This is a genomic window from Cytobacillus oceanisediminis (assembly GCF_022811925.1).
GTDB classification, from domain to species: Bacteria; Bacillota; Bacilli; order Bacillales; family Cytobacillaceae; genus Cytobacillus; species Cytobacillus oceanisediminis_D.
This window is the reverse complement of sequence record NZ_CP065511.1, coordinates 350,469-364,307: the sequence shown is the minus strand read 5'-3', so window position 1 is coordinate 364,307 and position 13,839 is coordinate 350,469. Positions and strand designations below refer to the sequence as shown.

Below are 13,839 nucleotides of genomic sequence, written 5' to 3'. Positions count from 1 at the left end.
CTGCATAAGCTATATTTTAACACTCAGGTTTTTCTTCTGAAAGGTAATTTTAACGGTTCTCTTTCTTTTTCAGCAAAACAGCGGCCTGGGAGGCGATTCCCTCTCCCCGTCCTGTAAAGCCAAGCTTTTCTGTAGTTGTTGCTTTCACATTAATATTTTCTTTTTCGGTTTCCAGAAGCTCTGCAATCCGCTCCTGCATTTTCCCGATATGAGGAGCCATCTTCGGCTTTTGGGCAATGATGGTACAGTCTGCATTGACCAGCTCATACCCTTTTTCTTTTACGATTCCCCACACATGCGCAAGCAGCTTCGCCGAATCGGCATCCTTGAATTCAGGATCGGTATCAGGAAAATGCCGTCCAATATCTCCTTCTCCAATTGCCCCAAGGCAGGCATCAGCCACCGTATGAAGCAGGACATCTGCATCTGAATGCCCCAGCAGCCCTTTCTCATATGGTATTTCAATTCCTCCAATAATTAACGGGCGTCCTTCAGCAAACTGATGAACATCAAAACCCTGTCCAATCCGAAACATTGTATAATCTCCTTTACATATTACTTCTTTTCTTTATTATTGCTTCCGCAAAATAAATATCTTCTGGCGTAGTCAGCTTAATATTATCGTAACTTCCCTCAACAATCATCACTTCTTTGCCTAACCGCTCAATGAGGCTGGCATCATCTGTTCCTAAAAAACCGTCCTCCTCGGCCTTGCGATGGGCGTCAAGCAGGGAAGAAATACGAAAGGCCTGTGGAGTTTGAACAGCCCAGAGGCAGGAACGTTCAAGTGTTTCTGTAATCAAATTTCCGTCAGCTTTTTTTACGGTATCCTTCAGCGGCACTGCCAGAACAGCCGCTCCTTTTTCCTTGGCTGCTTTCACTAGCGGCTGCAGTAACTCCCGGGTAATAAAAGGGCGGGCAGCGTCATGAACCAGCACCACATCCTCACCTGAAGATGCTTTGGCCGCATTATAGACGCTATGCTGCCTTTCCTTCCCGCCTTCTACCATAGCAGCCACTTTCGTAATATGATGCTTTTTTAACAGAACGCGCATTTCCTCCTCATCCTGAGGATTAATCGCCAAAAAAATGCCCGTGCACTCCGGGTCACTTTCAAAAACTCTTAACGTATGTATAAACACAGGGACATTCCCGATTTCCAGGAGAAGCTTATTCTTTCCCGCTCCCATTCTTTTCCCCTGCCCGGCCGCCGGGAGAATCACTTGATAATTCATATTATGGCTCCTATCTCCTAAGAAAAGCGCAAGCGCCTTGTCCACCCCCGACAAGCACAAGACGAGACTTTTGAAAAGTCGACCTTTGCCTTTTTGGGAGGATCGGCTTGTGACCTCGAGGGGGCAGGCGCTGGAGCTAGACAATTCTCGAAGTTCAATGTTATTTCTTACCTTCCTAAAAAAGCAGGAAAAAGGCAGGGAAAACAATCTCCCTGCACGCTCTGTCCCACTTTCTATCATACATTATAAGGCTTTTTCCAGAAGCTTAGGTTTTGCAAAAATCATTCTTCCGGCTGAAGTCTGCAATACACTTGTGACAAGAACATCAATATGTTTGCCAATATAATTTCTGCCTTCTTCCACCACGATCATCGTGCCGTCATCCAGATAAGCAATCCCCTGATTCTGTTCCTTGCCGTCCTTAATAACCTGTACCTTCATTTCTTCTCCTGGAAGCACAACGGGTTTGACGGCGTTGGCCAGGTCATTAATATTAAGGACTGCTACTTTTTGCAGTTCACAAACCTTGTTTAAGTTAAAATCATTGGTCACAACGACGCCATTCGTTAGCTTAGCCAGCTTCACCAGCTTGCTGTCCACCTCTTGGATTTCTTCAAAATCGCCTTCATAGATTTCTACATTAATGGAAAGTTCTTTTTGAATCCGATTTAAAATATCCAATCCTCTTCTGCCGCGGTTGCGCTTTAATACATCTGATGAATCAGCAATATGCTGCAGTTCTTCCAGTACAAACTGCGGAATGACAATCGTGCCTTCCAAAAAGCCCGTCTGGCAAATATCAGCAATGCGGCCATCGATGATAACGCTTGTATCAAGGATCTTGAGTGATTTTTTAGGTGCAGCTTCAGGCTCAATCTCTTCTTCACTGCTCTTCTTCTTCTTGCTTGAAAATAGAATTAAAAGTTCATCCCGCTTTTTAAAGCCAACCTGAAATCCAAGATAGCCGAACAGCAGCGTCAGCACAATCGGAGCTACGGTATTCAGAATCGGGACCTCAATCGCATTTAGGGCATATCCGATTAAAAAAGCAATGACTAATCCAAAAACCAGGCCGACACTTCCAAAAATAATATCTGTTATAGGTACTTTTACCAGTGATTCTTCTGCCCATCTCACGAAATTGACGACATGATCAACCGCCCAAAAAGTTAAAAGATAAAAAATAATAGCACCTAAAATGGCGGACACATATGGATTATTTAAAAGAGGAATGTCATCTAAACTGATTAATTTTAATAAGTCAGGAATCAAAAATATACCCAGCGTTACCCCAATAATAAGGAAGCATGCCTGTACAATACGTTTTAACATTCCTTCACCTCCTTTTAATCATTATAAACAAATTCACAAAATTGAAACCCTGAATCCGGGGGATTTTCAATTTTATCCCTAATAATTATTTCACGATAGTAAAGTAACGCCTTTATACCTGCTTAAATTTTTACTTTTACACACTTTAAGGGTAGCACCATTGGCAATAAACTGTCAAATAATTAACTTACCATTTTAGCATAACCAATTACATAGTTCAATGGTCTCTTTATAGCTGACGGTCCGCAAAAACCTGCTCTTTTATGAGCTTAAGCCCTTCTTTAATTTTTCTGGCCCTTACTTCTCCTATTCCTTCTACCTCATCGAGCTCCTCTACTGTCGCCGTGATGATATTCGGAAATTCTTCAAATCGATTAATCAGATTATCAATAATGATCGGCGGAAGGCGGGGAACTTTATTCAGCATGCGGTAGCCGCGGGGGCATTTGAATTCCTCGGTATGAATATACCCGTTATAGCCAAGAAGCTTAAGAATAACAGAGTCTTCGAGCATTTCCCCTTTTGAAAGCTCCTGAAGCTTAACAAGCACTGCTCTGGAATCGATGTCCCTTGAATGAGCATAGTCTTTTATTATCCATTCCGCTTCCCGCTCAAGCTCCATCAGCAGCTCATTCATCTGGAGGCGGATCAGCCTTCCTTCAGTACCCAGTTCACTTAAATAGGTAAGGAGCTCATTTTTAATGCGCAGAACCATTTCGATATTATGAAAAACATGAAGAATATCACTGTATGTAACAAGCTCTTCAAATTCCAGGATGCTCAGGTTGCCGATGCTCTGTTCAAGAACGACCTTATATTTTTCAAGCGTCTGCACGGCAACATTCGCCTTGGTTAAAATGACGCCAATATCACGCAGAGCATAGCGGGAATGCCCTTTATACAGTGTAATGACATTGCGCCTCTGGGAAATGGCAATCACTAATGCACCTGTTTGCCGGGCAACCCGTTCTGCCGTCCGGTGCCGCATACCCGTTTCGGTAGAAGGCACACCAGGATCAGGAGCCAGCTGGGCATTAGCTATTAGAATCTTGTTACCTTCTTCATTTAAAATAATGGCTCCATCCATCTTGGCCAGCTCATACAAATAGCTAGGCGAGAATGGGCAATTAATTTGGAATCCTCCATCAACAAGGTTACTAAGCTTTTCTTTTGATCCTAAAACAATCAGCCCGCCTGTATTGGCGCGAAGAACATTATCAATCCCTTCCCTGATAGGCGTACCCGGAGCCATGAACCGAAGGATTTCACTCATCGTTTTTTCGCCCATTTTTTTAGTCTCCATCTTTATCCCCCTAACGCAGCCTTTAATGCTTCACCGACCGAGCTTACTCCGATTAGTTCAATTCCTCCCGGTGCGCTCCAGCCGCCAAGATTGTTAGCCGGCAGGATAACACGCTCAAAGCCCAGCTTGGCTGCCTCCTGCACTCTTTGTTCTATTCTTGATACTCTCCTGACCTCGCCTGTGAGTCCTACTTCTCCGATGATGCAGTCTGTTGCCTTTGTTGGCTTATCCCGAAAGCTTGACGCAATGCTCACAGCAATGGCCAAATCAATTGCCGGTTCATCAAGCTTCACTCCGCCAGCGACTTTTAGGTAGGCATCTTGATTTTGCAGGAGCATCCCGACCCGTTTTTCCAATACCGCCATCAGGAGCGGAACCCGGTTATGATCAATTCCTGTCGCCATTCGTCTTGGATTTCCAAAGCTTGTCGGGGAAATCAGCGCCTGAATTTCAACCAGAACTGGCCTTGTTCCTTCCATGGATGCCACGACTGTTGAACCCGCAGCTCCCTGTGACCGCTCTTCCAGGAAAATTTCTGACGGGTTTGCCACTTCCTCAAGCCCAAATTCCTTCATTTCAAAAATGCCCATTTCGTTTGTTGATCCGAACCTGTTTTTAACCGCACGCAAAATCCTGTATGTATGATGGCGTTCACCTTCAAAATACAAAACGGTATCTACCATATGCTCGAGCAGTCTTGGACCCGCAATGGAGCCTTCCTTTGTAACATGCCCTACGATAAAAATGGCAATTCCCTTCGTTTTGCCGATGCGCATTAGCTCAGCAGTACATTCCCGAACCTGAGAAACGCTGCCCGGCGCCGATGTCACTTCCGGGTGAAAGATCGTCTGAATGGAGTCAATAATGACAAAGTCAGGATTCACTGAATCAATCGTTCTGCTGATTTCATCAAGGCTGGTTTCCGAATAAACGAGCAGACTGTCTGAAGAAACACCTAAACGGTCAGCCCTCAGCTTCGTCTGGCGCATGGATTCTTCCCCTGATATATAGAGAACAGAATGCTTCCTGTTCGCCAGCTGTGATGACACTTGAAGAAGAAGCGTTGATTTCCCGATGCCCGGATCTCCTCCAATAAGAACAAGGGAGCCTCTTACAATTCCGCCCCCAAGGACACGGTTTAATTCTATTAAATCAGTATGTATGCGGGGTTCGCTGACTGTTTCAATGGATGTAATCGGTGTGGCTTTCGCCGCTATGGCCGAACCCTGTGAATGAGCAAAAGCGCCTCTTCTCGTTGAAGCAGGCTTCTCCACCTCTTCCACCATCGTATTCCATTGTCCGCACCCCGGACATTTTCCCATCCATTTAGGTGATTCATAGCCGCATTCCTGGCACATGAATTTCGTTTTTCTTTTAGCCATACTTCTTCCCCTCTCTGTAACTTCATCCAGCCGCTTTAAGGGAAATCTTAAATATTACCGGCCTTGCGTGAAAGAACCAGCGATGACAGAAGTACGGTTAACTTCCTATTCCCTTTTTTAACGGGTCTTAAAATGTTTTTGTCCTGTTATCTTTTTCTATCTTAAAATTAACATAAATCGGCAGAATAAACCTCTTTAAAGGCTGCCAGCATGATATGACTGAAAGAGTGCAAAAAGGTACACGTATAACAGGGACGTGTACCTTTTTGCTGTGTAAAATCTTTTGATGCTATTTTAGCGGGGAAAGCCATCGAGCAGAACAAAGTCTGAACGTCACGTCCTGCAGGCTTAATCAAACAATCAGCGGGAATTAAGTCCCCACTGATTGAAGTCATCTTATTTCTGAAGATTTGGCGCCCCGCTTGGTTCAGCCGTTTTCACTACAAACTCTCCATCTTTCACATCGATTACCACGCTTTGCCCGGTTAGTACCGTTCCTTTTAACAGTTCCTCGGATAAGCGATCTTCAATATGCTTTTGAATCGCCCTGCGGAGCGGACGTGCTCCGTACTCTGGGTCGTAGCCTTCTACCGAGATTTTTTCTTTGGCTGCATCCGTCAATTCCAATGTAATGTCCTGTTCCTTCAATCGTTTCGTTAAGGTGTCAGACATAAGTGTAACGATTTCCTGAAGATGCTTTTTCTCCAATGCATGGAAAACGATGATTTCATCAATACGGTTCAGGAATTCCGGACGGAAGGACTTCTTCATCTCTTCCATTACTTTCCCTTTCATATCTTTGTAATCCTGTTCCCCATCCTGGATGTTAAATCCAACATATTTGTTTCGCTTAAGTGCTTCAGCGCCTACATTGGATGTCATAATCAGAACGGTATTGCGGAAATCAACGGTTCTCCCTTTAGAATCTGTTAATCTTCCGTCTTCCAATACCTGTAAAAGGATGTTAAATACATCAGGATGTGCCTTTTCAATTTCATCCAGCAGCACAACAGAATATGGCTTTCTGCGGACCTTTTCGGTTAACTGCCCGCCTTCTTCATATCCTACATAACCCGGAGGCGAACCTACCAGACGGGATGTGGAGTGCTTCTCCATGTATTCTGACATATCGATGCGGATCATCGCATCCTCGTCACCGAACATCGCTTCTGCTAATGCACGGGCTAACTCTGTTTTACCTACCCCAGTCGGCCCAAGGAATACAAATGAGCCAATAGGGCGCTTCGGATCTTTAAGGCCTGCACGGGCACGGCGGACAGCCTTCGAAATGGCTTTAACCGCTTCTTCCTGTCCGATTACACGGGAATGAAGAATTTCTTCCAGGTTCAGAAGCTTTTCTGTTTCTGTTTGGGCCAGCTTCGATACAGGGATTCCAGTCCAGCTGGCCACCACATTGGCGATATCCTCAACCGTCACTTCACTGTTCTCTTTGCCCTGCTTTTCTTTCCATGTCTTCTTCGTTTCTTCAAGCTGTTCGCGCAGGCGCTGCTCTGTATCTCTTAAGGAAGCCGCCTTTTCAAACTCCTGGCTTTGAACGGCAGCGTCTTTTTCTTTCCTTACATCCTCCAGCTTAACCTCCAGTTCTTTCAGGTTTGGAGGTGTAGTGTAAGAGCGAAGTCTTACCTTTGAACCCGCTTCGTCAATTAAATCAATCGCTTTATCCGGAAGGAAGCGGTCTGAGATGTAGCGGTCTGATAGTTTTACAGCGGCTTGAATGGCTGCATCCGTAATCGTCACGCGATGGTGTGCCTCATAACGGTCACGAAGACCTTCAAGAATCTGTACCGATTCTTCCGCAGTCGGCTCATCAACCGTAATAGGCTGGAATCTTCTTTCAAGTGCCGCATCCTTTTCAATGTATTTTCTGTACTCATCAAGAGTTGTTGCACCAATACACTGAAGTTCACCGCGGGCCAGAGAAGGCTTTAAGATGTTGGAAGCATCGATCGCACCTTCTGCTCCGCCTGCACCTATTAATGTATGAAGCTCGTCAATAAATAAAATGATGTTTCCGGCCTGCCTGATTTCATCCATTACCTTCTTCAAGCGGTCTTCAAATTCACCGCGATACTTTGTTCCGGCAACTACTGTACCCATATCAAGCGTCATAACCCTTTTATCACGAAGAGTCTCAGGCACTTCATTATTAATGATCTGCTGTGCCAAGCCCTCTGCGATGGCTGTTTTACCTACCCCAGGCTCACCGATAAGAACTGGGTTATTTTTCGTCCTGCGGCTTAATACTTCGATTACACGCTGAATTTCTTTGCTTCGTCCAATAACCGGATCCAAGCTTCCTTCTCTGGCAATAGCAGTCAAGTCACGTGCCAATCCATCCAGTGTCGGTGTGTTCGCATTGGCTGCGGAGCCACCCTGATGACTGCCGGACTCATTGCTTCCTAATAGCTGAAGCACTTGCTGGCGAGCTTTATTGAGGCTGACTCCAAGATTATTCAGGACTCTCGCTGCAACTCCTTCACCCTCACGGATCAGGCCAAGCAGGATATGCTCTGTTCCTACATAGGAATGGCCAAGCTTTCTTGCTTCGTCCATGGAAAGTTCAATGACTTTCTTGGCACGTGGTGTATAATGAATGGTCTGGGAAGCATCCTGCCCCCTGCCTATTAAATTCTCAACCTCTTTTTGGATCTTATCAGAGCCGAGGCCTAAAGCATAGAGAGCTTTTGCTGCAATGCCTTCACCTTCGCGTACAAGTCCCAGCAGAATATGCTCTGTCCCGATGTTGTTATGTCCTAAACGGATTGCTTCCTCCTGTGCTAAAGCCAATACTTTTTGAGCTCTTTCCGTAAATCGTCCGAACATCATGTTTTCATCCTCCCAACTCTTGATCTTCCATTTTTAATCTTTCCCTAATTAATGAAGCCCTGCGGATATCGCGTTCATGCGGCCTGAGCGGCCCGCCTGCATATTGCTGCAGGAATCCGGGCTGTGTCAGGATCATCAGCTCATTCAAAATATTTTTTGATATGTTTTTGATGTACTGCATATCAATCCCCAGGCGAACATCAGACAAGCATTGTGCTGCTTCCTTTGATTCAATGATCCGGCTATTTGATAAAATGCCATAAGAGCGGAAGACTCTGTCTTCTAATTGTATGTTAGAAGTCTTTGCTAATGCTTCCCTTGCCGATCTTTCCTGAGAAATCAGCTGACTGACAACACTTTTCAGATCCTCAGCGATATCCTCTTCTGATTTTCCGAGAGTGATCTGGTTTGAAACTTGAAAGATATTACCTAAAGCTTCGCTGCCTTCCCCGTAAATTCCTCTAACAACTAAACCAAGCTGGCTAATTGCCGGAATAATCCGGTTCATTTGCTGTGTGAGAACTAGGCCCGGCAAATGCATCATAACCGATGCCCTGAGCCCTGTTCCTACATTTGTTGGACAGCTTGTTAAAAAGCCAATGTTTTCATCAAATGCATAATCGGCTTCTTCCTCCAGCCAATCATCAATTTCATTCGCCATACTTAAGGCTTCAGAAAGCTGAAACCCTGGAAACAGGCATTGAATTCTTATATGGTCTTCTTCATTAATCATGATGCTGACTTCTTCATTTTCAGAAAGAAGGCAGGCACCATAAGTTGAATTCTCAGCAAGATGGGGACTGATCAGATGCTTTTCCATCAGCACTCTTTTTTGAAGCGGCTGAAGGCGATCCATTAATAAAAGCTCCATTTCCCCAAGTTTTGAAAAAGAATAATGCTCCACCCTCGCCTTTATTTTTTCAATGACCGCTTCTGCTTCTTCATTTGAAAATACAGTAGGGAATTTATATTGCTTCATATTGCGGGCGAGCCTGATTCGTGAACTTAAAACAATATCGGAATCAGGGCCTTCCGCACTCATCCAGGAGCTAATAGCTTGATTCATGAAACGTTCCAGCGACAAGCTTACTCCCCTCCCTTTTGATCGGCATTGAGCTGCTTTTCCAGTTTCCTTATTTCGTCCCTCAATTCTGCCGCTCTTTCAAACTCTTCTTTGGCAATCATTTCTTTTAAATTATTTTTTAAATCATCAATATTCCTTCGCAAGTGAATGGTTCCCCCGATTCGTGCAGGAATTTTTCCGCTGTGTGAGAAATTCCCGCTGTGAAGCCTTCTAAGAATAGGGTTCAATTGATCTTTAAAAGTCTCATAGCAGTTGGCGCATCCAAAGCGGCCTACTTTAATAAACTGCTGAAAGGTCAAGGAACATTGCTCACACTGCAGGACTTTCTCCTGCTGAAAAGGATCCTGACCCGATTCCTGAAAGGCAGGCTGGATATTCAGAAGGCCAGCAAGCAAGTTATTTATTGAAAAACCAGACCCGCTGCCCAGCATAAACATTTCACCTTTTTCCTGTGCGCATTTCTCGCAAAGATGAAACTCTGCTTTCTCGCCATTTACAACTTTTGTAAAGTGCAGTGTGGCCGGCCTTTGATTACATTCCTGACAAATCATGACTTCACCTCTCCAGCTCCCTACTATTTATATTTCAATGTGGTTAACATTGCCTTAAGCATTCTTGCCCTCAGCTCATCCCTGAATGGAAGATCAATATACAGGACAGAACGGTCTATAACACTAAGCATTATTTTAGCTTCCCTATGTGTTATTATCTCTTCTTCTACCAGACGGTAAATGACATTCTCTGCACTGCTCTGGGCAATCCTGCTCTGCACCAATGAAATTAACTGGTCAATTAAATCAGCATGGTCATAGGACTGGACTTTCATAATCCGAATGAAGCCCCCGCCTCCCCGCTTACTTTCTACTGCATAGCCTTTCTCAATCGTGAAACGGGTGTTGATCACATAATTGATCTGAGAAGGAACACACTGGAACTTATCAGCAATTTCACTTCTTTTAATTTCCACAATTTCCCTTTCGCTCTTCTCTAAAACCTGTTTTAGGTAATTTTCAATTATGTCGGATATATTCCTCACCAGGCCTCCCCCTATCTGACTTTGACTATATTTGACATTAATTATACATGATTTATGTAATTTCTTGCAATTGGCGGGTATTAATAATTTTCCCCCATTTTTTGACTTCCCAAACCTGAAAATGGAAGTTAATGTCGATAACAATATATTTTTGATTGGGCGGGTTTGTGCTTGGGTGGAAGAATTTTCTTTGGAGGGATGGTGTGTTTGTGCTTGATTACCAGATGGACAGGTGATACGGGTTAGCTGTCCTGACTTGTTGTTCGGACGGAATAATTAGGCATAATTTAGCTTTCCAGAGAACGGATTTGACTTTTAAAACAGGCCGCAGAAAAGGAGTGGCGCATATCTGAGTGAAAGTGGCACATATTTTTGCCGAAGTGACGTATATATTATTTTCCCTTAAAAAGGAGAGTCCAAATAAGATATTTAGATTCAGTAAATCATCCAAAACACACAAAAAAGAGCACCCATCAGGTGCTCTTTCATATGCCCGGCAGCGTCCTACTCTCACAGGGGGACAGCCCCCAACTACCATCGGCGCTGAGAAGCTTAACTTCCGTGTTCGATATGGGAACGGGTGTGACCTTCTCGCTATCGCCACCGGACTATTTGGTTTGAAGAAACTTCGTTCCCTCAAAACTAGATAATGCATGAAGAAGTGTTTGCCGAGTATTCACCAATGACTTGGTTAAGTCCTCGATCGATTAGTATCAGTCAGCTCCACATGTCGCCACGCTTCCACCTCTGACCTATCAACCTGATCATCTTTCAGGGATCTTACTAGCTTGACGCTATGGGAAATCTCATCTCGAGGGGGGCTTCATGCTTAGATGCTTTCAGCACTTATCCCTTCCGCACATAGCTACCCAGCGATGCCTTTGGCAAGACAACTGGTACACCAGCGGTGCGTCCATCCCGGTCCTCTCGTACTAAGGACAGCTCCTCTCAAATTTCCTGCGCCCACGACGGATAGGGACCGAACTGTCTCACGACGTTCTGAACCCAGCTCGCGTACCGCTTTAATGGGCGAACAGCCCAACCCTTGGGACCGACTACAGCCCCAGGATGCGATGAGCCGACATCGAGGTGCCAAACCTCCCGTCGATGTGGACTCTTGGGGAGATAAGCCTGTTATCCCGGGTAGCTTTTATCCGTTGAGCGATGGCCCTTCCATGCGGAACCACCGGATCACTAAGCCCGACTTTCGTCCCTGCTCGACTTGTAGGTCTCGCAGTCAAGCTCCCTTGTGCCTTTACACTCTGCGAATGATTTCCAACCATTCTGAGGGAACCTTTGGGCGCCTCCGTTACTTTTAGGAGGCGACCGCCCCAGTCAAACTGCCCACCTGACACTGTCTCCCGCCCCGATAAGGGCGCGGGTTAGAATTTCAATACAGCCAGGGTAGTATCCCACCGACGCCTCCACCGAAGCTGGCGCTCCGGCTTCTCAGGCTCCTACCTATCCTGTACAAGCTGTACCAAAATTCAATATCAGGCTACAGTAAAGCTCCACGGGGTCTTTCCGTCCTGTCGCGGGTAACCTGCATCTTCACAGGTACTATAATTTCACCGAGTCTCTCGTTGAGACAGTGCCCAGATCGTTACGCCTTTCGTGCGGGTCGGAACTTACCCGACAAGGAATTTCGCTACCTTAGGACCGTTATAGTTACGGCCGCCGTTTACTGGGGCTTCGATTCAAAGCTTCGCTTGCGCTAACCTCTCCTCTTAACCTTCCAGCACCGGGCAGGCGTCAGCCCCTATACTTCGCCTTGCGGCTTCGCAGAGACCTGTGTTTTTGCTAAACAGTCGCCTGGGCCTATTCACTGCGGCTCATCAGGGCTATGCACCCTAATGAGCACCCCTTCTCCCGAAGTTACGGGGTCATTTTGCCGAGTTCCTTAACGAGAGTTCTCTCGCTCACCTTAGGATTCTCTCCTCGCCTACCTGTGTCGGTTTGCGGTACGGGCACCTTTTCCCTCGCTAGAGGCTTTTCTTGGCAGTGTGGAATCAGGAACTTCGGTACTAAATTTCCCTCGCCGTCACAGCTCAGCCTGTGTGGTAACGGGATTTGCCTCGTTACCGGCCTAACTGCTTGGACGCGCTAATCCAGCAGCGCGCTTACCCTATCCTCCTGCGTCCCCCCATTGCTCAAACGGTAAAGAGGTGGTACAGGAATATCAACCTGTTGTCCATCGCCTACGCTTTTCAGCCTCGGCTTAGGTCCCGACTAACCCTGAGCGGACGAGCCTTCCTCAGGAAACCTTAGGCATTCGGTGGATGGGATTCTCACCCATCTTTCGCTACTCATACCGGCATTCTCACTTCTAAGCGCTCCACCAGTCCTTGCGGTCTGGCTTCAACGCCCTTAGAACGCTCTCCTACCACTGACATCGTAAGATGTCAATCCACAGCTTCGGTGATACGTTTAGCCCGGTACATTTTCGGCGCGGAGTCACTCGACCAGTGAGCTATTACGCACTCTTTAAATGGTGGTCGCTTCTAAGCCAACATCCTGGTTGTCTAAGCAACTCCACATCCTTTTCCACTTAACGTATACTTTGGGACCTTAGCTGGTGGTCTGGGCTGTTTCCTCTTGACTACGGATCTTATCACTCGCAGTCTGACTCCCATGGATAAGTCTTTGGCATTCGGAGTTTGTCTGAATTCGGTAACCCGATGGGGCCCCTAGTCCAAACAGTGCTCTACCTCCAAGACTCTTACTACATGAGGCTAGCCCTAAAGCTATTTCGGAGAGAACCAGCTATCTCCAAGTTCGATTGGAATTTCTCCGCTACCCACACCTCATCCCCGCACTTTTCAACGTGCGTGGGTTCGGGCCTCCATCCAGTGTTACCTGGACTTCACCCTGGACATGGGTAGATCACCTGGTTTCGGGTCTACGACCACATACTCATTCGCCCTATTCAGACTCGCTTTCGCTGCGGCTCCGTCTTATCAACTTAACCTCGCATGTAATCGTAACTCGCCGGTTCATTCTACAAAAGGCACGCTATCACCCATTAACGGGCTCTAACTACTTGTAGGCACACGGTTTCAGGATCTCTTTCACTCCCCTTCCGGGGTGCTTTTCACCTTTCCCTCACGGTACTGGTTCACTATCGGTCACTAGGGAGTATTTAGCCTTGGGAGATGGTCCTCCCTGCTTCCGACGGGATTTCTCGTGTCCCGCCGTACTCAGGATCCACTCTGGAGGGAACGAAGTTTCAACTACAGGGCTTTTACCTTCTCTGGCCGGCCTTTCCAGACCTGTTCATTTACCTCGTTCCTTTGTAACTCCGTATAGAGTGTCTACAACCCCAGGAGGCAAGCCTCCTGGTTTGGGCTAATCCGTTTCGCTCGCTACTCAGGGAATCGCGTTTGCTTTCTCTTCCTCCGGGTACTTAGATGTTTCAGTTCCCGGGTCTGCCTTCCATACCCTATGTATTCAGATAAGGATCCTATCCCATTACGGATAGGGGTTTTCCCCATTCGGAAATCTCCGGATCAAAGCTTACTTACAGCTCCCCGAAGCATATCGGTGTTAGTACCGTCCTTCATCGGCTCCTAGTGCCAAGGCATTCACCGTGCGCCCTTTCTAACTTAACCGTATTTGACAGG

General features: G+C 46.2%; 9 protein-coding genes and 2 rRNA genes. All 11 read right to left on the bottom strand.

Annotated features, from left to right (window positions below):
- Positions 1 to 49: 49 nt before the first annotated feature.
- Entirely contained in the window at positions 50 to 535 is a 486-nt protein-coding gene (gene ispF, locus IRB79_RS01825) for a 2-C-methyl-D-erythritol 2,4-cyclodiphosphate synthase (protein WP_243506475.1), read from the bottom strand.
- 13 nt (positions 536 to 548) lie between these two features.
- Complete coding sequence (gene ispD / locus IRB79_RS01820; RefSeq protein ID WP_243506474.1) at positions 549 to 1,235, bottom strand: 2-C-methyl-D-erythritol 4-phosphate cytidylyltransferase; 687 nt, start codon at positions 1,233 to 1,235, stop codon at positions 549 to 551.
- Between the two features lie 243 nt (positions 1,236 to 1,478).
- Positions 1,479 to 2,567: a PIN/TRAM domain-containing protein gene (locus IRB79_RS01815; protein WP_243506473.1), complete on the bottom strand. Its 1,089-nt coding sequence runs from the start codon at positions 2,565 to 2,567 to the stop codon at positions 1,479 to 1,481.
- A gap of 229 nt (positions 2,568 to 2,796) precedes the next feature.
- Positions 2,797 to 3,870, bottom strand: a complete 1,074-nt coding sequence (gene disA, locus IRB79_RS01810; RefSeq protein WP_243506472.1) for a DNA integrity scanning diadenylate cyclase DisA — start codon at positions 3,868 to 3,870, stop codon at positions 2,797 to 2,799.
- A gap of 2 nt (positions 3,871 to 3,872) precedes the next feature.
- Positions 3,873 to 5,252, bottom strand: coding sequence for a DNA repair protein RadA (gene radA, locus IRB79_RS01805; RefSeq protein ID WP_221876809.1), 1,380 nt, complete (start codon positions 5,250 to 5,252; stop codon positions 3,873 to 3,875).
- Positions 5,253 to 5,648: 396 nt separating this feature from the next.
- Positions 5,649 to 8,099, bottom strand: coding sequence for an ATP-dependent protease ATP-binding subunit ClpC (gene clpC, locus IRB79_RS01800; RefSeq protein WP_243506471.1), 2,451 nt, complete (start codon positions 8,097 to 8,099; stop codon positions 5,649 to 5,651).
- A 4-nt stretch (positions 8,100 to 8,103) separates the two neighbouring features.
- Positions 8,104 to 9,183, bottom strand: coding sequence for a protein-arginine kinase McsB (locus tag IRB79_RS01795; RefSeq protein ID WP_243506470.1), 1,080 nt, complete (start codon positions 9,181 to 9,183; stop codon positions 8,104 to 8,106).
- 2 nt (positions 9,184 to 9,185) lie between these two features.
- A complete protein-coding gene (locus tag IRB79_RS01790; protein WP_243506469.1) occupies positions 9,186 to 9,734 on the bottom strand; it encodes a protein-arginine kinase activator protein McsA in 549 nt (182 codons plus the stop codon).
- 23 nt (positions 9,735 to 9,757) lie between these two features.
- Positions 9,758 to 10,219 carry a CtsR family transcriptional regulator gene (locus IRB79_RS01785; protein ID WP_009336509.1) on the bottom strand — a complete coding sequence of 154 codons (462 nt, stop codon included), beginning with the start codon at positions 10,217 to 10,219 and terminating at the stop codon, positions 9,758 to 9,760.
- 491 nt (positions 10,220 to 10,710) lie between these two features.
- Positions 10,711 to 10,827, bottom strand: a 5S ribosomal RNA gene (rrf, locus tag IRB79_RS01780).
- A 79-nt stretch (positions 10,828 to 10,906) separates the two neighbouring features.
- Positions 10,907 to 13,827 (bottom strand): 23S ribosomal RNA (locus IRB79_RS01775).
- Positions 13,828 to 13,839: the final 12 nt, after the last annotated feature.

Bases quoted from the DNA above. Each gene is read 5' to 3' on its own strand.
- ispF (WP_243506475.1), bottom strand. From the start codon at position 535: ATGTTTCGGATTGGACAGGGTTTTGATGTTCATCAGTTTGCTGAAGGA.
- ispD (WP_243506474.1), bottom strand. From the start codon at position 1,235: ATGAATTATCAAGTGATTCTCCCGGCGGCCGGGCAGGGGAAAAGAATG.
- IRB79_RS01815 (WP_243506473.1), bottom strand. From the start codon at position 2,567: ATGTTAAAACGTATTGTACAGGCATGCTTCCTTATTATTGGGGTAACG.
- disA (WP_243506472.1), bottom strand. From the start codon at position 3,870: ATGGAGACTAAAAAAATGGGCGAAAAAACGATGAGTGAAATCCTTCGG.
- radA (WP_221876809.1), bottom strand. From the start codon at position 5,252: ATGGCTAAAAGAAAAACGAAATTCATGTGCCAGGAATGCGGCTATGAA.
- clpC (WP_243506471.1), bottom strand. From the start codon at position 8,099: ATGATGTTCGGACGATTTACGGAAAGAGCTCAAAAAGTATTGGCTTTA.
- IRB79_RS01790 (WP_243506469.1), bottom strand. From the start codon at position 9,734: ATGATTTGTCAGGAATGTAATCAAAGGCCGGCCACACTGCACTTTACA.